The sequence below is a fragment of the Stenotrophomonas bentonitica genome (assembly GCF_002887735.1).
Classification (GTDB): Bacteria; Pseudomonadota; Gammaproteobacteria; order Xanthomonadales; family Xanthomonadaceae; genus Stenotrophomonas; species Stenotrophomonas bentonitica_A.
The window spans coordinates 81,436-100,041 of the sequence record NZ_PKQP01000001.1; the positions used below are offsets into that span (position 1 = coordinate 81,436).

Below are 18,606 nucleotides of genomic sequence, written 5' to 3' on the forward strand. Positions count from 1 at the left end.
CCCCCCGCTCCTGCGCGCAGTGAAGAACGCTTGCCGCCGATCCGCCGTGGCGCTAGCGTGCGCCGAACCCCTTGTTTTCGGTGCCCCGTGACCCCTGCCCTCGTCGCTTCCCGTCGCTCGTTCCTGCAGCTGGCCGGCGCCGGCCTGGCATTGTCCGGCCTGGGCGTGCTGCCTGCATCGGCCGCGCCGTCGCGTGCACTCCCCGCCAGCACAGGACCGGTGCTGCTGAACTTCAACGAATGCCCGTATGGGCCATCACCGGCTGCGCAGGCGGCGGCACGCGACATCATCGCCAGCAGCGGGCGGTATCTGTTTGCTCTGGCCGGCGAGCTGCGCGATCTGTTCGCCCAGCAGGAAGGCATCGACAAGGATCACGTGCGGCTGTATCCGGGCTCGAGCGAGCCACTGAACCGGGCGGCCGTGCTCTGGACCTCGCCTGGTGCGGGGCTGGTGGTCGCCGATCCCACCTTCGAGGCGCTGGGCGATCTTGCCGCGGCGCGTGGGGCCACGGTGGCCAAGGTGCCGCTGCGCGCCGACGGGGCACACGACGTGCGTGCGATGGCGGCGGCTGCCGCGACGGTCAATGCCGGCCTGCTGTATCTGTGCAACCCCAACAATCCCACCGGTTCGATCACCCCGACGGCCGACATTGCCTGGCTGCTGGCCAACAAGCCGGCCCAGACCCGCGTGCTGGTGGACGAGGCCTACCTGCAGTACAGCGAGCAGCGCTCGGTGATCGGCCAGGTGATGCAGCGCGACGATGTGATCGTGCTGCGCACCTTCTCCAAGCTCTACGGCATGGCCGGCCTGCGCCTGGGGGTGGCGGCCGCGCATCCGGACCGCCTGAAGGAACTGGCCAGCCTGGGCGACAACCCGCTGCCGGTCACCGCGATGGCGGCGGGACTGGCCAGCCTGCGTGATCCGGGATTGATCGCACAGCGCAAGGCGGAGAATGCCCAGGTACGGCAGGAGACCATCGGCTGGCTCGGTAAGCGCGGCTTTAGCTGCGTGCCGTCGGAAGCAAACTGTTTCGTGGTCGATGTGCAGCGCGACGGCGCGGCGTTCTCTGCGGCGATGGCCGAACAGGGCGTGGTCATCGGGCGCAGCTGGCTGATCTGGCCGCAGCGGGTGCGCGTGACGGTGGGCACCGCGGCCGAAATGGCGCGGTTCCGTGCGGCCTTCGACACGGTGGTCAGCCAGAACAGGTAGAGCCGACCGTTGGTCGGCTCTACGGCAATCACCAGCGCGGGGCCTTGGTCAGCGGCGGGGCCTGGTGCTGGCGGTCGTAGGCGCGCAGCTCATCACGGATGTGCGCGATGCGCTGGCGACCCAGGGCATTGCGGCTGTCATCGAGCACGACGCCATCGAGCAGCTCGCCCATGCGCTGCACGGTCGGCAGCATCTTTTCCCAGGCGTCCAGCGCGGTCAGCGGCGCCGGCAGGGTCAGGAAGAAGGCGATCGCCGGGGTTTCCATCTCGCGGATGTTGGCCATATCAAAACTGCCCGGCTTCATGATGCTGGCCATCGAGAAGATCGGGCCGCGCTCGGGGTGGCCTTCGACCAGGCGGTGGAAGACATTCATGTGGCCGAACACCAGGCCGGTCTTTTCCGCAGCAACGACGATGTCCTCGCCACGCAGCTGCTCGCCCGCGCGCGCAGCGACGAACAGCGAGACGATCTTGTCGAAATCCTGCGTCGCACGCTTGCCCAGGTCACTGGCCGGCGCGGCGTCCACGTCCGGCAGGCCCAGCTCGGGCTGGGTGACGCCGTCTTCGCCGACAACGGGGGCAGCGCCCTCGGCCGGGCTCTCGCCCTCGCCCAGCACGGGCTCACGGCGCTGGCCGCTGGTGCTCTCCGCGCCTTCGACGCGACGGCCCTGCGCTTTCTTTTTCGGACGGCCAAACAGGAAGATCGCAGCGATCAACAGCAGGCCGGCGGCCAGGATGCCGATGCGGAGCAGTGCCATGTCGGACATTCGGGGGGGTCTCCGGCTAAATCATTCAGGTACTTAAGGATGGCACGTCAAGCCGCGCCCGCCAATCGTGCGGCTTCCTCCAGGTCGACACTGACCAGTCGGCTGACGCCCGGTTCGCGCATGGTCACGCCGGAGAGCTGGTGTGCAGCTTCCATCGTGGCCTTGTTGTGGCTCACAAACAGGAACTGAACCTTCTCGCTCATTTCCTTGACCATGTTGGCCAGGCGACCGACGTTGGCTTCGTCCAACGGCGCGTCCACCTCGTCCAGCAGGCAGAACGGTGCCGGGTTGAGCTGGAAGATCGCGAACACCAGCGCCACCGCGGTCATCGCCTTCTCGCCACCGGACAGCAGCGAGATGCTCGACACCCGCTTGCCCGGCGGCCGCGCCATGATCGCAACACCGGTGTCGAGCAGGTCTTCACCTGTCAGCTCGAGGTAGGCGTGGCCACCACCGAACAGGCGCGGATACAGCTGCTGCACACCGGCGTTGACGCGGTCGAAGGTGTCCTTGAAGCGGCCGCGGGTCTCGCGGTCGATCTTGCGGATCGCATCCTCCAGGGTTTCCAGCGCGGTGGTGAGGTCGGTGTTCTGCGCATCCAGGTACTCCGAACGCTGCGACGCCTCGCCGTATTCCTGGATGGCGGCCAGGTTGACCGGCTCCAGCCGGCGCATGCGGCCATCGATCTGGTGCACGGCCTGCTCCCAGTCGGTGACCCGCGCATCCTCGGGCAGGCTGTTGATCACAACCTGCAGCACGAAGCCGGCCTTCTCCACCGAGGCCGACAGCTGGTCAGCACTGAGCACCAGTGCCTGCTGGTCGAGCTTGCGCTGGGAAATGCGCTCGCGCTGCGCCAGCGCCTGTTCGTCGCGCTGGTGGCGGGTCTGCTCGAACGTGCGCAGTTCGGCATCGATGCCATCGAGCAACGTACGGGCTTCGCCCAGCACGCGGTCGGCACGCACGCGCTCGCCCAAGGCGTTCTGATGTTCGGCTTCGAGCGCCTTGACCGGCGAATCACCTTCGTCCAGCTGCGAATGCAGTTCACCCAATCGCGTATCCAGCTGCCCACGCTGGGTACTCATGCGCTCCAGCGCCTGGCTCAGCGAGGCGATCTGCGCGCGCTGCGATTCCAGCGTCAAGGCGAGCGAATGCGCCGCCTCGCGCACGTTGCGGGCCTGGTCGCGGGCCTGGTCGCGGGCATCGGTAAGCTGGCGACGCTCGCCTTCCAGCGCGGCGCGGACCGATTCCAGGTCGCCCATGCTGGTGACCGCATCGTCCAGCCGCGAACGTGCTTCGCGCACCTGCTCGCGACCGGCATCCAGCGTCTCCAGCAATTGCACCAGCTCGCCTTCGATGCGGTCGATGCGGGTGCGTGCGGCCTCCACCTTGCCCTGCTGGCTCTGCAGCTGGCCACCGAGCTCGGAAACGCTGCGATGGGCCAGATACAGCTGCCGCTGAGCATCTTCGCGTTGCTGCTCACCGGCCAGCAACTGGTCACGGAAGCCGGCCAGCCGCTCTTCCAGGGCCGCTTCGCGGTCCTGCAGTGTTTCAATCTGCTCGCGCAGGGTGACGATCTCGCGTTCGCGCAGCAGCGCGCCCTGCTTGGCCGCGCCGGAGCGCGACACGCGCACCCAGCCCTCGCCCAGCCGCTCGCCACCGCGGGTGATGACTGAGTCGCCCTCGCCCAGCGTCGCCTGCAGCGCACGGGCGGACGCGAGATCCTCGGCGGCATGCAGGCGTGCCAGCAGCCTACGGATCGCAGTGGGGCCCTGCACTTTCGCGGCCAGCGAGGTCGGCGCGACATCCAGCGCGTCCTGCTCGGCCGAGACCAGCGCGATACGGCCTTCGCCGAGTTCGCCCAGCGCGTCCACGAGCGATGCCGGGGAATCGACCAGCACGCCCTCGATCAGCTGGCCGAGCGCGCTTTCCACGGCGTTTTCCCAGCCGCTCTCCACGGTCAGGCGCTCGCCGACGCGCGCGCCCGAATCCAGCCCGCGTGCCTTCAGCCAGGCCACCGCGGCGCCCTGCTCCTGGCCCAGTGCGGCCTGCTGCAGGGTTTCCAGTGACGACAACCGGCCGCGGGCGGCCTGGGCCTGCTTGCGGATCTCGGCCAGCTCGGTCTGCCCGGCGCGCTGGCGGTCCTGCAGCCCGGCCACGGCATGCTTGCGTTCTTCCACCTGCTCGTTGAGCGTGTCCAGCGAGGCCTTCTGGGTCTCGTGCTGGAGGTGCAGTTCTTCGAATACCTCGGCCAGGGCGTCCAGATCCAGCCCGGCGCGCTCGGCCTGCAGCGACTCGCGGCGGCGATCGGCTTCCAGCACCTGGCGGTCCAGATAATCCACGCGGGTGCGCTCGACTTCGCCCGCGCGTGAGGCTTCGGACGTGCTGCGGGTATGGCTCTCCCAGCGCTGCTGCCAATCGGCCAGCCGGGCCTCGGCATCACGCAGGGCTTCCTGCTTGATCTCATTCTCTTCCTGCAACTGCTCCAGGCGCGGCTCGGCATCGTCCACCGCCTCGCGCAGCACCATCAGCTTGGCCTCATCGCCACTGATGTGCTGGCCCAGATCGGCCAGTGCCTGCTGCGCTTCATCGCGCGCCTTGTTCAGTCGCTGCGACATCTCGCGCTGATGCTGGATCTGCTGCTCCAGGCGGGCCAGCGTGCTGCCGACCTGGTAGACCTCGGCCTGCGCGGTGTTGAGCGCATCGGAGGCCTCTTCGCGGCGCAGGCGGCTGGTTTCGATGCGGGCTTCGGCATCGCGCTGCTCGGCGATCAGCTGTTGCAGGCGGGTCTCCTCGCGCGAAAGTGCTTCGCGCAGGCCGCCCAGGCGGCTATCCAGCCCACGGTATTCCAGCGCCTTCCACTCGGCGTCCTTGACCTTGCGCTCTTCCTGCAGCGCCTGGTACTGCTCGGCCTGGCGCGCCTGGCGCTTGAGGTGCTCGAGCTGTTTGCCGATCTCCTCGCGCAGGTCGTTGAGGCGGTCAAGGTTCTCGCGGGTATGCCGGATGCGGGTCTCGGTTTCCTTGCGGCGCTCCTTGTACTTGGAGATGCCGGCAGCTTCTTCCAGGTAGACCCGCAGATCTTCAGGCCGCGCCTCGATGATCTTGCTGATCATGCCCTGCTCGATGATCGAGTAGCTGCGCGGCCCCAGGCCGGTGCCGAGGAACAGGTCGGTGATGTCGCGGCGGCGGCACTTGGTGCCGTTTAGGTAGTAGTTGCTGCTGCCGTCACGGCTGACGGTGCGCTTGACCGAGATCTCGTTGAACGAGGCGTACTCACCGGTGATGGTGTGGTCGGTGTTGTCGAAGATCAGCTCGACGGCGGCCTGCGAGACGGGCTTGCGGCCGGAGGAGCCGGAGAAGATGACGTCGGTCAGCGAGTCGCCACGCAGGCGGCTGGCGGAGCTTTCGCCCATGACCCAGCGCACGGCGTCGATGATGTTCGATTTGCCACAGCCATTGGGGCCCACCACGCCGGTCATGTTGGTCGGCAGGTGCAGCGTGGTCGGATCGACGAAGGATTTGAATCCGGACAGCTTGATCGTGGACAGACGCATGGCGTGATGGTTTTCCGGGCGAAGGCCTGAAGCGACCCCACCATGGTGGATTACGGAGCGGATTTACCCCTCAAGCCATTGATATTGCAGGACTTCAATGACCCCGGGGGCGACGCGATAGCCTGAGTATAACGGGGCCGGTGTTCAGCGCGCTGCGGGGGCGGCTCCAGCCCGCATTTCCAGCGTGGGGCAAGGCGGGACGGCACGGGCGGGGGTTCAGGGCGCGTCCCGGTCCGGGCTGCCCGGCGCCCTCCCGCCTGTATCGTCACGGCCAAGCCGTTGCGGTTGCCGTTGCCACAAACAAAAAACGGGCACCCTCGCGGGTACCCGTTTCAGTGACGCCCGCCTTTCGGCAGGAATCAGGCCTTTTCGGCTTCCACAACCACCTTGACGGTGGTTTCCACGTCGGCGTGCAGGTGGACAGTCACCTCGTACTCGCCCACGTTGCGGAAGGCGCCTTCGCCCAGGATCACTTCGCTCTTTTCCAGCGGCAGGCCGGCAGCGGTGAAGGCTTCGGCGATATCGCGCGGGCCGACCGAACCGTACAGCTTGCCTTCCGTCGAAGCGTTGGCAGCGATGGTCACGCTCTTGCCTTCCAGCTGCGCCTTGCGGGCTTCGGCATCAGCGTGGATCGACTGGGCCTTGGCTTCGTAATCAGCGCGCTTGGCTTCGAACTCGGCCACGTTGGTCGCGGTGGCCGGAACGGCCTTGCCGGTCGGGACGAGGAAGTTGCGGCCGTAGCCCGGCTTCACGTCGACCAGATCGCCCAGACCGCCGAGGTTGGTGACCTTCTGAAGAAGAATCAGCTTCATGGTGTAGCTCCAAATATGTATTCGTTAGCGAGGCCCAGGCCCCGCAGCGATGGCTGTCCGAATATCCGAACGGCAGATCCTTCACACCGCCCGACGCTTCACAGCGCGGGCGGCGGGATCCGCGAAAGCGGCGACCAACAGGCCGCCCGCCTTCATCAGACGTCGTGGTTGTCGGTGTACGGAATCAGGGCCAGGAAACGGGCGCGCTTGACGGCCGTTGCCAGCTGGCGCTGGTACTTCGACTTGGTACCGGTCACGCGGCTCGGCACGATCTTGCCGTTCTCGGTGAGGTACTGGCGCAGGGTGTTGAGATCCTTGTAATCGATCTCCTTCACACCTTCGGCCGTGAACTTGCAGAACTTGCGACGACGGAAGAACTTGGACATGTCAGTGCTCCTTAAGCGGCCGAAGCGGCGTCTTCGCCGGCATCGGTGTCAGCGGCGGCGGGGGTGGCTTCACCTTCTTCGTCATCACGACGACGACGCTCGCCACGCTCGGGCTTGTCACCCTTCTCGTCCTTGCTCTTCATGATCAGCGACTGCTCGGTGTCAGCTTCGTCACGCTTGATGACGAGGTTGCGCAGCACGGCGTCGTTGAAGCGGAAGCTTTCCACCAGCTCGCTCAGCACGGCCTGGTCGCACTCGATGTTGAGCATGACGTAGTGGGCCTTCACCAGGTTCTGGATCGGGTAAGCCAGCTGACGACGGCCCCAATCTTCCAGACGGTGGATGGTGCCGTTGCCGTTCTCGACCAGCGCCTTGTAGCGCTCGATCATGGCCGGGACCTGTTCGCTCTGGTCCGGATGGACCAGGAACACGACTTCGTAATGACGACTCATGTGTTTTTACCTTTCGGATGTGGCCCTTTGAGGGCCGGACAGCCCCCCGCAGGTGAACGCGGTGGGGCAAGGGTCCTGCCCGGAATCAGGCAGGAAGCCGCGCATTGTGGCAGCAGAAGGGGTCACAAGGCAAGCCGGGCGGGCTGAACAGGCCCGGCACGCGGGCGATCAGGCCTTGTCGGCCTCGGTCGTGAAGCTCTCGCCGCAGCCGCATTCAGCGGTGGCGTTCGGGTTCCTGAACGTGAAGGTCTCGCTCAGCCCGTGCTTGCCGAAGTCGATTTCGGTGCCGTCCACCAGCTCGAGGCTGGTGGCATCCACATAGATGCGGACCCCATCCTGCTCGAAGACGGTGTCGCCCTCGCGCTCATCGCGGGCCAGATCGGTGATGTGGCCCCAGCCGGAACAACCGGTGCGGGTCACGCCGAAACGCAGGCCCAGCGCGCCGGGCGTCTGCTCGACGAACTTCTGCACACGGGCAAAGGCAACAGGGGTAAGGCTTACGGCCATGACAGGCAACTCCAGCGGATCGTGATCATTATAGGCGCCCCGGACCGCAAGAAATGCCTCGCAAGCCGAACACCGCACCCGTTAAACTCCGTGTTCAGAGATCGAGTCGATCAACAGAGGATTCAAGTCATGACGGTGGTCAGCGTTGAACATGCGCTTGCCGGGAAGATCCCGGAAGGCGGTGAGGCAACAGTACGCGGATGGGTCCGCACGGTGCGCGGCTCTGCGGCGCTTGCCTTCGTCAATGTCACCGATGGCTCCTGCTTCGCCCCCATCCAGGTGGTGGCCAATGACACCCTGGCCAATTTCGATGACATCAAGAGCCTGACCCCGGGCTGCTCGGTGATCGCCCGCGGCACCCTGGTCAAATCCCAGGGCAAGGGCCAGTCCTTCGAGATCCAGGCCAGCCACATCGAGATCGTCGGCCTGGTCGAAGACCCGCTGACCTACCCGATCCAGCCCAAGCCGATGAGCCCGGAGTTCCTGCGCGAAGTGGCGCACCTGCGCCCACGCACGAACCTGTTCGGTGCGGTTACCCGCATCCGCAACTGTCTGGCCCAGGCCGTGCACCGGTTCTTCCACCAGAACGGCTTCAACTGGATCAGCACCCCGATCGTGACCACGTCCGATGCCGAGGGCGCCGGCCAGATGTTCCGGGTCTCGACGCTGGACATGGCCAACCTGCCGCGCAACGAAAAGGGCGAGGTGGATTTCAGCCGCGATTTCTTCGGCAAGGAAACCTTCCTGACCGTGTCCGGCCAGCTGAACGTCGAGGCGTACTGCGTGGCGCTGAGCAAGGTCTACACGTTCGGCCCGACCTTCCGCGCCGAGAACTCCAACACCACCCGCCATCTGGCGGAGTTCTGGATGATCGAGCCGGAAATCGCCTTCGCCGATCTGGCCGAAGATGCGCGCCTGGCCGAGCAGTTCCTGAAGTACCTGTTCCGCGCGGTGCTCGATGAGCGTGGCGACGACCTGGCCTTCCTGGCCGAGCGCGTGGACAAGAACGCGATCACCAAGCTGGAAGGTTTCATCAACGCACCGTTCGAGCAGATCGACTACACCGAAGCGGTGAAGCTGCTGCAGAACTCCGGCCGGAAGTTCGACTTCCCGGTCGAATGGGGCCTGGACCTGCAGACCGAGCACGAGCGCTGGCTGACCGAAGAGCACATCGGCCGCCCGGTGGTGGTGACCAACTACCCCGAGCACATCAAGGCGTTCTACATGCGCCTGAACGATGACGGCAAGACCGTCGCGGCGATGGACGTGCTGGCCCCGGGCATCGGCGAGATCATCGGCGGCAGCCAGCGCGAAGAGCGCCTGGATGTGCTGGACGCGCGCATGGCGCAGTTCGGCCTGGATCCGGCGCATTACGGCTGGTACCGCGATTTCCGCCGCTACGGTTCGGTGCCGCACGCCGGCTTCGGCCTGGGCTTCGAGCGCCTGGTGGTCTACGTCTGCGGGCTGAGCAACATCCGCGACGCGATCCCCTACCCGCGCGCACCGGGCAGCGCCGAATTCTGATCGACCTACGGAGGCACTGAACCATGACCCTGTTCTTCGCGCTGTGTTTCGTCGGCGTGGCGATCGCCGGGTTCAGTGCCTTCGTGATCTTCTGGCCGCTGACCCTGGTCCACATCCGCGACCGCCACCCGGCGCTGGCGGATCGTTTCGGCACGGGCGCGTTCCTGCGCCCGGATGCGCTGCGCTGGCTGCTCGGCCGCGACTATCGCCAGAGCACCGACCGCTCGCTGACCGGCCTGGCCGCGCCGGCCTGGCTCTCCCTGCTTACGCTTCTTGCTGGACTGGGCATGGCTGCCCTGCTCTGGCTGCTTTCGATGGTAATCACATGAACGACGACACTTCCCACCACGACGAGTGGTTCCTGGCCAGCCTCGGCAACACCCTGATCTGGGCCCGCCTGCGCGTGCGCCCGGCCGGCACCGCCGAGGTGCTGGACAGCGACGGCAACACGCTGAGCTATGACAGCGAAGACACGGCACGCTCGCAGCTGTTCGACGCCGAGTTCGTCGCCTACGATGGTCTGGATGAAGAAGACGCCCTGGTGCGCGGCTTCTCGCTGCATGAAGTGCAGCCGCCACAGGCCGACAGCGATGACGCCCTGCACGGCCGCATGATCCAGAGCCTGGGCGCCCGCGCGTAACCGACGATGTTCATCCCGTCCGCCTTCGTCGAGACCGACCTGATCTGGCTGGACCGGCTGCTGGCGCGCGATGCCTTCGTCACGCTGGTCACCACCGGGGCCGACGGCCCGCCGCAGGCCACGCGGATGCCGGTGCTGTACCGGCGCGATGCCGACGGCATCCTGATCGAAGGCCACTGGGCCAAGCCCAATCCGCAAGCCGGCCATGCCGGCCCGGCGTTGATGCTGGTGCAGGGCCCGCACGCCTACGTATCGCCTGGCTGGTATCCCGATAAGGCTGCGCAGGCGCGCGTACCGACCTGGAACTACGCCGCCGCGGAACTGCGCGGCGTGCTGGAACCGGTCACCGATGACGAGGCACTGATCGCCATGCTGGACGGCCTGAGCGCGCACTATGAAGCACAGGTCGGTGGCGACTGGGAGCTGCTGCCGATCGAGCCGCGCCAACAGCGCATGCTCGGCGGCATCGTCGGTTTCCGCTTCCGCCCGGCGCAGGTGCAGATCAAACTCAAGCTCAGCCAGAACCACCCCGAGGCCAACCAGTCCAGCGTGATCGACGCGCTGTCGGCACTGGACGCCCCGGCATCTCGCGAGCTGGCGCAGTGGATGCGCTGGCGCCGCGAGGGCGGCGCTGCCGCCGATTGACCTTCCCCGCTCCTGCGACGACGCGGCCACCCTGGCCGCGCCTTGCCCCCACCCGACGTCAGGGACCCCGCACGATGAAAGACATCCACAAGCTGCTGCAGAACAACCGCGAATGGGCGGACCGGATCGAGAAAGAAGACCCGGAGTTCTTCCACCAGCTGGCCAAGCAGCAGCACCCGGAATACCTGTGGATCGGCTGTTCCGATTCGCGCGTGCCGGCCAACCAGATCATCGGCATGGCACCGGGCGAAGTCTTCGTGCATCGCAACGTGGCCAACGTGGTGGTGCATACCGATCTGAACTGCCTGAGCGTGATCCAGTACGCCGTGGATCAGCTGAAGGTGAAGCACATCCTGATCGTGGGCCATTACGGCTGCGGCGGCGTGCACGCCAGCTTGAACAACACACGCGTGGGCCTGGCCGACAACTGGCTGCGGCACGTGGGCGATGTGGCGCAGAAGCATGCGGCGATCATGGATGCGATCGAAGAGCCCGAACTGAAGCATGCGCGCCTGTGCGAGTTGAACGTGATCGAGCAGGTGGTCAACGCCTGCCGCTCGACGATCGTGCAGGACGCCTGGGCGCGTGGCCAGAAGCTGATGGTGCACGGCTGGGTGTACAGCCTGAAGGACGGCCGGGTGCGCGAGATGGGCATCGACGTGGGCGCACCGGAAGAGCTGCAGGGCGCATACGAAAAGGCCCTGTCCTACGTTCCGCGCCACGGTCGGCGCGACTGATTCTTCCTCTTTCGGACAGCGCCCATGCTTGCCTCCCCCATCAATCTGCTTGCCTGGATCGAAGAGCACCGGCATCTGCTGAAGCCGCCGGTCGGCAACAAGATGATCGAGAACGGCGACTTCATCGTGATGGTGGTCGGCGGCCCGAACAGCCGCACGGATTTCCATTACGACGAAGGCCCGGAGTGGTTCTATCAGCTCGAGGGCGAGATGACGCTGAAGGTGCAGGAGGATGGCGCGGTACGCGACATTCCGATCCGCGCGGGCGAGATCTTCCTGTTGCCGGGCGGCGTGCCGCATTCGCCGCGCCGCCCGCCGGGTGGTGTGGGTCTGGTGGTGGAGCGCAAGCGGTTGGCGCATGAGCGCGATGGATTGATGTGGTTCTGCGAGCAGTGCAATCACAAGTTGTACGAGGAGTTTTTCGCGCTGGAGAACATCGAGACGGATCTGCCGAAGGTGTTTGATCGCTATCACTCCTCGCTGGAGTTGCGCACGTGCGATGCGTGCGGGCATGTGGATCCGTTGCCTGAGAAGGTGGCTGTTGAGGGGTGATGGTTCGCTCGCTTTACGGCGTCAGCACTTGAGGGCTTGAGAGGCTGAGGGCTTTAGGGCTTTAGAGCCGGCGGTTGAGGTGCCTGCGAGTGGGCCGGCGGGGGTGGGTTTCCTGGACCCACCCACAGCGGCCCGCACACCGAAACGTCACTCCGGACGCTTTGGCTTTGGCTCCGCTTTGGCGTGTAGTCCGCCTTCCACCTTGAGCGCCAGCTGCCAGCCACCAGCGCACGCCAGATCAGCACAGCAAGCCTGATTCAGCCCACACCCCCACCACCCGGATAAACTGTCGGCTCACTGACACCGCCGGTTGCACCATGTCCGAGATCCTCAGCCGCACCCATGCCGTTGCCCTGGACGCCGCCGATCCGCTGCGCAGCCTGCGCAACGAATTCGTCTTTCCCCAGCACAACCACCGCGACCAGACCTACTTCGTCGGCAACTCGCTGGGCCTGCAGCCGCGCGGGGCACGTGCCGCCGTCCAGGAAGTCATGGACAAATGGGCCTCGCTGGCCGTCGAAGGCCACTTCACCGGCGACACCCAGTGGCTGCACTACCACCGCCTGGTCAGCGAACAGCTTGCCCGCGTCGTGGGCGCCCTGCCCAGCGAAGTCGTGGCGATGAACACCCTCAGCGTCAACCTGCACCTGATGATGGTCAGCTTCTACCGGCCCACCGCCGAGCGCCCCGTCATCCTCATGGAGGCCGGCGCCTTCCCGACCGACCGGCATGCGGTGGAATCGCAGCTCCGCTTCCATGGCTTCAACCCGGAAACCGATCTGGTGGAAGTGCAGCCCGACGAGCCGAACGGCACCATTTCGCTGCAGGCGATCGAGCGCGCCATCACCGAACACGGCCCACGCCTGGCGCTGGTGCTGTGGCCCGGCGTGCAGTACCGCAGCGGCCAGGTCTTCGATCTGGAGGCCATTACCCGCATGGCGCGCCTGCAGGGCGCTCGGGTCGGCTTCGATCTGGCCCACTCGGTCGGCAACGTGCCGTTGCAGCTGCACGACATCGCACCGGATTTCGCCGTGTGGTGCCATTACAAGTACCTCAACGCGGGCCCGGGCGCCGTCGCCGGCTGCTTCGTGCACGAGCGCCACCACCGCGACGCCACCCTGCCGCGTTTCGCGGGCTGGTGGGGCCATGAAGAGGCCACGCGCTTCAAGATGGCCCCGCAGTTCGTGCCCGCCGTGGGCGCTGAAGGCTGGCAGCTCAGCAACCCGCCCGTGCTGGGCCTGGCCCCGCTGCGCGCTGCGCTGGAGGTGGTCGACAAGGCCGGCGGCATCGACGCGCTGCGGGTCAAATCGTTGCGCCTGACCGGCATGCTGGATGCGCTCGTTCGCGCGCGCCTGTCCGGGGTGCTCGAGGTGCTGACCCCGTCCGAACCGGAACGCCGCGGCTGCCAGCTCTCGCTGCGCGTGGCCGGTGGCCGCGAGCGCGGCCGCAGCCTGTTCGAGTACCTGCAGACCGTGGGCGTGCTCGGCGACTGGCGCGAGCCCGATGTGATCCGCATTTCGCCGACCCCGCTCTACAACCGCTACCTCGACCTGCACCACTTCGTCGAGGAAGTGGAAGCCTGGGCTGGCCTCTAAGCCGCCCTCCCCGCCCCCACGGACATTGACTTGATCGCTACCCCCTCCCGCTCGCTGAGCATCATCGGCGCAGGTCTGGCCGGTTCGCTGCTTGCCATCCTGCTGTCCCGCCAGGGCTGGCAGATCACCTTGTATGAGCGCCGCGGCGATCCGCGCGTGAGCGATTACGAGTCCGGTCGCTCGATCAACCTGGCGCTCGCCGAGCGTGGCCGCCATGCGCTGCGCCAGGCCGGTGTCGAAGACGCGGTCATGGCCAAGGCAGTGATGATGCGCGGGCGCATGATCCACCCGCGCGAGGGCGAACCGCAGCTGCAGCGCTACGGCCGCGATGACAGCGAAGTGATCTGGTCGATCCACCGCAAGGACCTCAACACCACGCTGCTGCAGCTGGCCGAGGATGCGGGCGCCACCGTGCATTTCCACCGCCGCCTGCACACCGTGGATTTCGATGCCGGCTACGCGCGCTTCATCGATGACCGCGACGACCAGCCGCACGATATCCGCTTCGATACCCTGATCGGTGCCGACGGTGCCGGTTCGGCTTTGCGCGCGGCGATGAACCGCAAGCAGCCGCTGGACGAGCGCATCGACTTCCTGGATCACTCCTACAAGGAACTGGAGATCCCGCCGACCGCTGACGGTGGTTTCCGGATCGAGGCCAATGCGCTGCACATCTGGCCGCGCGGGCACTACATGTGCATTGCGCTGCCCAACGACGAAGGCACGTTCACCGTCACGCTGTTCCTGCCCAACGAGGGCGACCCGAGCTTTGCCACCACCAACAGCGGGGCCGAGGCCGAGGCGCTGTTCGCGCGCGACTTCCCCGATGCACTGGCGCTGATCCCGAACCTGCGCCGCGATTGGGAGCAGCACCCGCCGGGCCTGCTCGGCACGCTGCACCTCAAGCATTGGCACATGAAGGGCCGCGCGGTGCTGATCGGCGATGCCGCGCACGCGATGGTCCCGTTCCACGGCCAGGGCATGAACTGCGCCTTCGAAGACTGCATCGCACTGGCCGCGCACCTGCTGGAGCAGGATTCGCTGGCCGAGGCCTTCGCCGCCTTCGAAACCGACCGCAAGCCGAACGCCGAGGCGATCCAGCAGATGGCGCTGGAAAACTACCTGGAGATGCGCGACCGCGTGGCCGATCCGCAGTTCCTGTTGCAGCGCGAACTGGAACAGGCGCTGCAGGCGCGGTGGCCGACCCGCTTCGTGCCGCATTACACGATGGTCACCTTCCTGCGCACCCCGTATGCCGTAGCGCTGGCCCGCACCGAGCTGCAGCGGCGCATGCTGGAGGACGCCACCGCCGGGCACGACAGCCTGGCACATATCGACTGGGCCGCCCTGGAGCGCCTGGTCCACGAACAACTGCCAGTCCTGGAGGGCGCGCACTGATGTCCGACAGCTTCCTGTTCTATGACCTGGAAACCTTCGGCCAGGACCCGCGCCGCACGCGCATCGCGCAGTTCGCCGGCATCCGCACCGATGCCGATCTGAACATCATCGACGAGCCGGTCAGCTTCTACGTCAAACCGGCCGACGACCTGTTGCCCTCGCCGGTCGCCACGCTGATCACCGGCATCACCCCGCAGCATGCCCTCAGCGCCGGCGTCACCGAGGCCGAGGCGTTCGCGCGCATCAACGACCTGATGTCGCGGCCTGGGACCTGCACGCTGGGCTACAACACCCTGCGCTTCGACGATGAGTTCGTCCGCCACGGTCTGTTCCGCAACTTCTACGACCCCTACGAGCGCGAATGGCGCAACGGCAACTCGCGCTGGGACCTGCTGGACATGATGCGGCTGCTGCACGCGCTGCGCCCGGACGGCATTGTCTGGCCGCAACGCGAGGGTGGCGCGACCTCCTTCAAGCTGGAACATCTGGCCGTGGCCAACAACGTCCGCCAGGGCGATGCGCACGAAGCATTGTCCGATGTGTACGCGACGATCGGGCTGGCGAAGCTGTTCAAGCAGGCGCAGCCGCGGCTGTGGGACTACGCGCTGAAGCTGCGTGACAAGCGTTTCGTCGGCGGCCTGCTGGATGTGGACGCGATGCAGCCGGTGCTGCACATCTCGATGCGCTATCCGGCCCAGCGCATGTGCGCCGCGCCGGTGCTGCCACTGGCGCGCCATCCCTTCATCAACAACCGCATCATCGCGCTCGATCTGGAGGGTGATATCGAACCGTTGCTCGAGCTGCCGCCGGAAACCATCGCCGCGCGCCTGTACACCCGCGCGGCCGACATGGCGGAGGGCGAGCAGCGCGTGCCGCTCAAGGAAGTGCACCTCAACAAGGTGCCGGCGCTGGTCGCATGGAACCATCTGCGCCCGGCCGACCATGCACGCCTGGGGATCGACCCGGCCGCGATCGAGGCCAAGGCCGAGCGCCTGCGCCAGATCGGACCGGCGCTGGCCGAGAAGGTCCGCCAGGTGTATTCGGGCGAGCGTAGCCTGGCGCCCAGCGATGTCGATGCCTCGCTGTACGACGGCTTCCTGGCCGACGGCGACAAATCCCTGATGTCGCGGATCCGTACCAGCCCGCCGGCCGAGCTGGCCAGCTTCGCCGAGCGCCTGCGTGACCCGCGCATGCCCGAACTGCTGTTCCGGTACCGCGCCCGCAACCATCTGGACACCCTGGACACCACCGAGCGCTCACGCTGGAACGATTATCGTCGCCAGCGCCTGCTCGGCGACGCGTCGCTGGGCGAACAGACCCTGCCGCAGTTCACCGCGCAGCTGGATGCACTGGCCGCAGAGCATGCCGACGATGCCGGCAAGCTCGCCCTGCTGCAGCAGCTGCGCGACTGGGGCACCCACCTGCAGAGCAGCCTATGAGCACGTATTTCAGCCCGGCCACGTTCACGTTCCTGCGTGGCCTGGCCCGCAACAACGACAAGACCTGGTTCAACGAACACAAGCCCAAGTACGAAGAACATGTCCGCCAGCCGTTCCTGCGCCTGATCACCGATCTGCAGCCGGACCTGGCCGCGGTCAGCGAGCACTTCCGCGCCGACCCGCGCACCGTGGGTGGGTCGTTGTTCCGCATCTACCGCGATGCGCGCTTCTCCAACGATAAATCGCCCTACAAGAGCTGGCAGGGCGCGCGCCTGTTCCATGAGCGGCGCAAGCAGGTGCCGGCCCCGTCGTTCTACATCCACCTGCAGCCAGGCGAGAGCTTCGTCGGCGCGGGGCTGTGGCATCCCGAGCCGGCCACCCAGCGCAAGGTGCGCCACTTCATCGTCGACAATCCCGGCAGCTGGAAGGCGGCCGCGCATTCCCCGGTGCTGCGCAAAAAGTTCGATTTCGAGGAAAGCGAGAAGCTGGTCCGTGCCCCGCGGGGTTTCGAGCCGGATTTCGAGTTCATCGACGATCTCAAGCACCGCAACTGGGTGTTCTGGCGTTCGCTGGACGATGCCACGATGACCGGCCCGCGGCTGCGCCAGACCATCGCGGCCGACCTGGTCACGCTGGCGCCATTCGTGGACTACCTGTGCGCGGCGCTGGACCTGGAATTCTGAGCTTCACGTGCGCTGACGTCCGCTGCGGCAAGCTGGGCACCATGACGACAAGGCAGACCCGATGAAGAAACTGCTCTGGTTGCTGGTCACCGTGCTGCTGGTGCTGGCCGGCATTGTGTTCAGCGGGCCCTACGTGACCGTGCACGGCCTCAGCCGCGCGATCGAACAGCGTGATACCGCCAGGCTCGACCGTTACGTGGATTTCCCGATGCTGCGCGCCAACCTGCGCGCCCAGCTCAGCGACTACGTGGTCCGTCGCGCCGGTCCGGACATGCAGTCCAGCCTGTTCGGCGCGTTGCTGCTCTCGGCCGGCGACCGGCTCAGCGCGACCGCCGTGGATGCGCTGGTGACGCCGACCGGCATCGGCGCGCTGCTGGAGGGCCATACCCTGTGGAAGCGGGCCAGCAATGACCTGGACAGCCCGAGCAACGATGCCTACGCGGCGCCACGGCCGGCGCGCCCGCTGAAGGGGGCGACCCACCATTTCGACTCGCTGTCGCGCTTTACCGCCACCACCTACACGCCGCAGGGCGCACCGGTGGTGTTCATCCTGCAGCGTTCGGGTCTGCGCTGGCGGCTGGTGGACATCCGCCTGCCACTCAATCCCGACACCACCGCGCCGTCGGTCCTGCCGATCCGGTAGGTACCCACCGTTGGTGGGTACATTGGCGCCACCGTTGGTGGGTACATCGGCACCACCGTTGGCGGATACCTGGGCCCCACGTGCATCCGGGCCGTGCATCAACCGCCGTTGGCGACCCCGTGCGGCACATGCCCGGCCGCCACGCTCTGGTGCTGCAGCGCGCTGTCGATGTTGTGCTGGGAATCATCGAAGAAGATGTCCGCGCCGAACGCTTCCAGGAACGGCCCCTTGTGGCGGCCGCCAAGGAACAGCGCTTCGTCCAGACGCACGCCCCACTCGCGCAGGGTGCGGATCACGCGCTCGTGCGCCGGCGCCGAGCGCGCCGTCACCAGGGCGGTGCGGATCGGGGCATCCTCGCCCGAGGGGAACACGGCCTGCAGCGTATGCAGGGCCGAGAGGAAATTGCGGAACGGGCCACCACTGAGCGGCTCGCGGGCGTTTTCCCGCTCGTGGCGACCGAACGCTTCCACGCCCTGCTCGCGCGAAATGCGCTCGCTTTCATCGCCGAAGATCACCGCATCGCCATCGAAGGCGATGCGCAGCTGGCCCAGCGGACGGCCCAGATCGACCTGCTCGGCCGCGGCAATCGTCTCGCCCGGCGGCTTGGGCAGGATGGTGGCCGCGGCGATCCCGTGCAGCAATGCGCGGCGCACCGATTCCGGGTTGGCCGACAGGAACAGATCGGTGCCGAACGGCTTCACGTACGGCCAGGTCGGCTCACCTGCGGTGAAGGTCGCGCGGATGATGCCCAGGTCGTAGTGCTGGATCGAATTGAAAATGCGCAGGCCGGTGTCGGCCGAGTTGCGCGAGAGCAGGATCACTTCCACCCGCGGCTGTTCCGGTGACTGGCCCTGGTTGAGCGCCAGCAGCTTGCGCACCACCGGGAAGGCCACGCCGGGGCGCAGCACATCGTCTTCGTGCTTGCGCTGGTACTCGGCATAGGCATCGACGCCTTCGGCCTCGAACAGCGCATGGCCCTCTTCCAGATCGAACAGGGCCCGCGAGGTCACGGCAACGGTCAGCAAACGGGGGGTGTTGTCGCCCATGGCAATCAGCAATCCAATGCG

Annotated in this window: 19 protein-coding genes; 12 read left to right on the forward strand and 7 right to left on the reverse strand. The window is 66.7% G+C overall.

All coding sequences use genetic code 11. The features are described from left to right. Positions 1 to 87 precede the first annotated feature (87 nt). On the forward strand, positions 88 to 1,209 hold the full coding sequence (locus C0R07_RS00410; protein WP_102787977.1) for a pyridoxal phosphate-dependent aminotransferase: 1,122 nt from the start codon (positions 88 to 90) through the stop codon (positions 1,207 to 1,209). Positions 1,210 to 1,237: 28 nt separating this feature from the next. On the opposite strand, the gene zipA is transcribed toward C0R07_RS00410, so the two are convergent. The 6 genes from zipA to C0R07_RS00440 all read right to left on the reverse strand — a co-directional run bounded on the left by zipA (position 1,238) and on the right by C0R07_RS00440 (position 7,683). Then, positions 1,238 to 1,975 carry a cell division protein ZipA gene (gene zipA / locus C0R07_RS00415; RefSeq protein ID WP_070470508.1) on the reverse strand — a complete coding sequence of 246 codons (738 nt, stop codon included), beginning with the start codon at positions 1,973 to 1,975 and terminating at the stop codon, positions 1,238 to 1,240. Positions 1,976 to 2,022: 47 nt separating this feature from the next. Then, positions 2,023 to 5,526 (reverse strand): chromosome segregation protein SMC, encoded by a 3,504-nt coding sequence (gene smc, locus C0R07_RS00420; protein WP_102787978.1) that lies wholly within the window; start codon positions 5,524 to 5,526, stop codon positions 2,023 to 2,025. Between the two features lie 359 nt (positions 5,527 to 5,885). Next, positions 5,886 to 6,338: a 50S ribosomal protein L9 gene (rplI, locus tag C0R07_RS00425; RefSeq protein ID WP_019184347.1), complete on the reverse strand. Its 453-nt coding sequence runs from the start codon at positions 6,336 to 6,338 to the stop codon at positions 5,886 to 5,888. Positions 6,339 to 6,493: 155 nt separating this feature from the next. After that, positions 6,494 to 6,724 carry a 30S ribosomal protein S18 gene (gene rpsR / locus C0R07_RS00430; protein WP_002804494.1) on the reverse strand — a complete coding sequence of 77 codons (231 nt, stop codon included), beginning with the start codon at positions 6,722 to 6,724 and terminating at the stop codon, positions 6,494 to 6,496. An 11-nt stretch (positions 6,725 to 6,735) separates the two neighbouring features. After that, positions 6,736 to 7,176 (reverse strand): 30S ribosomal protein S6, encoded by a 441-nt coding sequence (gene rpsF, locus C0R07_RS00435; protein ID WP_070470512.1) that lies wholly within the window; start codon positions 7,174 to 7,176, stop codon positions 6,736 to 6,738. 168 nt (positions 7,177 to 7,344) lie between these two features. Continuing rightward, complete coding sequence (locus tag C0R07_RS00440; RefSeq protein WP_019184349.1) at positions 7,345 to 7,683, reverse strand: HesB/IscA family protein; 339 nt, start codon at positions 7,681 to 7,683, stop codon at positions 7,345 to 7,347. 129 nt (positions 7,684 to 7,812) lie between these two features. Between C0R07_RS00440 and asnS the strand changes: the two genes are divergently transcribed. From asnS to C0R07_RS00495, 11 genes are all read left to right on the forward strand, one after another. Beyond that, the gene (asnS, locus tag C0R07_RS00445) at positions 7,813 to 9,207 is read left to right on the forward strand and encodes an asparagine--tRNA ligase (RefSeq protein ID WP_102787979.1); all 1,395 of its coding nucleotides are present in this window, start codon (positions 7,813 to 7,815) and stop codon (positions 9,205 to 9,207) included. 23 nt (positions 9,208 to 9,230) lie between these two features. Continuing rightward, positions 9,231 to 9,536 carry a hypothetical protein gene (locus C0R07_RS00450; RefSeq protein WP_102787980.1) on the forward strand — a complete coding sequence of 102 codons (306 nt, stop codon included), beginning with the start codon at positions 9,231 to 9,233 and terminating at the stop codon, positions 9,534 to 9,536. Further along, the gene (locus C0R07_RS00455) at positions 9,533 to 9,847 is read left to right on the forward strand and encodes a hypothetical protein (protein WP_046273331.1); all 315 of its coding nucleotides are present in this window, start codon (positions 9,533 to 9,535) and stop codon (positions 9,845 to 9,847) included. The genes C0R07_RS00450 and C0R07_RS00455 overlap by 4 nt, the downstream gene beginning before the upstream one ends. 6 nt (positions 9,848 to 9,853) lie before the next feature. After that, positions 9,854 to 10,492, forward strand: a complete 639-nt coding sequence (locus C0R07_RS00460; protein WP_102787981.1) for an FMN-binding negative transcriptional regulator — start codon at positions 9,854 to 9,856, stop codon at positions 10,490 to 10,492. Between the two features lie 74 nt (positions 10,493 to 10,566). After that, positions 10,567 to 11,229, forward strand: coding sequence for a carbonate dehydratase (gene can, locus C0R07_RS00465; protein ID WP_070470518.1), 663 nt, complete (start codon positions 10,567 to 10,569; stop codon positions 11,227 to 11,229). 24 nt (positions 11,230 to 11,253) lie between these two features. Beyond that, on the forward strand, positions 11,254 to 11,781 hold the full coding sequence (locus C0R07_RS00470) for a 3-hydroxyanthranilate 3,4-dioxygenase (protein ID WP_046273329.1): 528 nt from the start codon (positions 11,254 to 11,256) through the stop codon (positions 11,779 to 11,781). Between the two features lie 317 nt (positions 11,782 to 12,098). Continuing rightward, on the forward strand, positions 12,099 to 13,376 hold the full coding sequence (gene kynU, locus C0R07_RS00475; protein WP_102787982.1) for a kynureninase: 1,278 nt from the start codon (positions 12,099 to 12,101) through the stop codon (positions 13,374 to 13,376). 30 nt (positions 13,377 to 13,406) lie between these two features. Continuing rightward, positions 13,407 to 14,774, forward strand: coding sequence for an FAD-dependent oxidoreductase (locus tag C0R07_RS00480; RefSeq protein WP_070470522.1), 1,368 nt, complete (start codon positions 13,407 to 13,409; stop codon positions 14,772 to 14,774). Continuing rightward, positions 14,774 to 16,213, forward strand: coding sequence for an exodeoxyribonuclease I (sbcB, locus tag C0R07_RS00485; RefSeq protein WP_070470525.1), 1,440 nt, complete (start codon positions 14,774 to 14,776; stop codon positions 16,211 to 16,213). The genes C0R07_RS00480 and sbcB overlap by 1 nt, the downstream gene beginning before the upstream one ends. Beyond that, positions 16,210 to 16,896, forward strand: coding sequence for a DUF2461 domain-containing protein (locus C0R07_RS00490; protein WP_019184359.1), 687 nt, complete (start codon positions 16,210 to 16,212; stop codon positions 16,894 to 16,896). The genes sbcB and C0R07_RS00490 overlap by 4 nt, the downstream gene beginning before the upstream one ends. Positions 16,897 to 16,957: 61 nt before the next feature. Continuing rightward, entirely contained in the window at positions 16,958 to 17,539 is a 582-nt protein-coding gene (locus C0R07_RS00495) for a DUF2939 domain-containing protein (RefSeq protein ID WP_019184360.1), read from the forward strand. 98 nt (positions 17,540 to 17,637) lie between these two features. Here the strand turns inward: C0R07_RS00495 and C0R07_RS00500 are convergent, their stop codons facing one another. Beyond that, positions 17,638 to 18,585, reverse strand: coding sequence for a 5'-nucleotidase (locus C0R07_RS00500; protein WP_026069966.1), 948 nt, complete (start codon positions 18,583 to 18,585; stop codon positions 17,638 to 17,640). Between the last annotated feature and the right edge of the window lie 21 nt (positions 18,586 to 18,606).

Bases quoted from the DNA above. Each gene is read 5' to 3' on its own strand.
- C0R07_RS00450 (WP_102787980.1), top strand. From the start codon at position 9,231: ATGACCCTGTTCTTCGCGCTGTGTTTCGTCGGCGTGGCGATCGCCGGG.
- rplI (WP_019184347.1), bottom strand. From the start codon at position 6,338: ATGAAGCTGATTCTTCTTCAGAAGGTCACCAACCTCGGCGGTCTGGGC.
- smc (WP_102787978.1), bottom strand. From the start codon at position 5,526: ATGCGTCTGTCCACGATCAAGCTGTCCGGATTCAAATCCTTCGTCGAT.
- zipA (WP_070470508.1), bottom strand. From the start codon at position 1,975: ATGTCCGACATGGCACTGCTCCGCATCGGCATCCTGGCCGCCGGCCTG.
- kynU (WP_102787982.1), top strand. From the start codon at position 12,099: ATGTCCGAGATCCTCAGCCGCACCCATGCCGTTGCCCTGGACGCCGCC.
- C0R07_RS00470 (WP_046273329.1), top strand. From the start codon at position 11,254: ATGCTTGCCTCCCCCATCAATCTGCTTGCCTGGATCGAAGAGCACCGG.
- C0R07_RS00440 (WP_019184349.1), bottom strand. From the start codon at position 7,683: ATGGCCGTAAGCCTTACCCCTGTTGCCTTTGCCCGTGTGCAGAAGTTC.
- C0R07_RS00495 (WP_019184360.1), top strand. From the start codon at position 16,958: ATGAAGAAACTGCTCTGGTTGCTGGTCACCGTGCTGCTGGTGCTGGCC.
- C0R07_RS00490 (WP_019184359.1), top strand. From the start codon at position 16,210: ATGAGCACGTATTTCAGCCCGGCCACGTTCACGTTCCTGCGTGGCCTG.
- C0R07_RS00460 (WP_102787981.1), top strand. From the start codon at position 9,854: ATGTTCATCCCGTCCGCCTTCGTCGAGACCGACCTGATCTGGCTGGAC.
- sbcB (WP_070470525.1), top strand. From the start codon at position 14,774: ATGTCCGACAGCTTCCTGTTCTATGACCTGGAAACCTTCGGCCAGGAC.
- C0R07_RS00500 (WP_026069966.1), bottom strand. From the start codon at position 18,585: ATGGGCGACAACACCCCCCGTTTGCTGACCGTTGCCGTGACCTCGCGG.
- rpsR (WP_002804494.1), bottom strand. From the start codon at position 6,724: ATGTCCAAGTTCTTCCGTCGTCGCAAGTTCTGCAAGTTCACGGCCGAA.
- rpsF (WP_070470512.1), bottom strand. From the start codon at position 7,176: ATGAGTCGTCATTACGAAGTCGTGTTCCTGGTCCATCCGGACCAGAGC.
- C0R07_RS00455 (WP_046273331.1), top strand. From the start codon at position 9,533: ATGAACGACGACACTTCCCACCACGACGAGTGGTTCCTGGCCAGCCTC.
- can (WP_070470518.1), top strand. From the start codon at position 10,567: ATGAAAGACATCCACAAGCTGCTGCAGAACAACCGCGAATGGGCGGAC.
- asnS (WP_102787979.1), top strand. From the start codon at position 7,813: ATGACGGTGGTCAGCGTTGAACATGCGCTTGCCGGGAAGATCCCGGAA.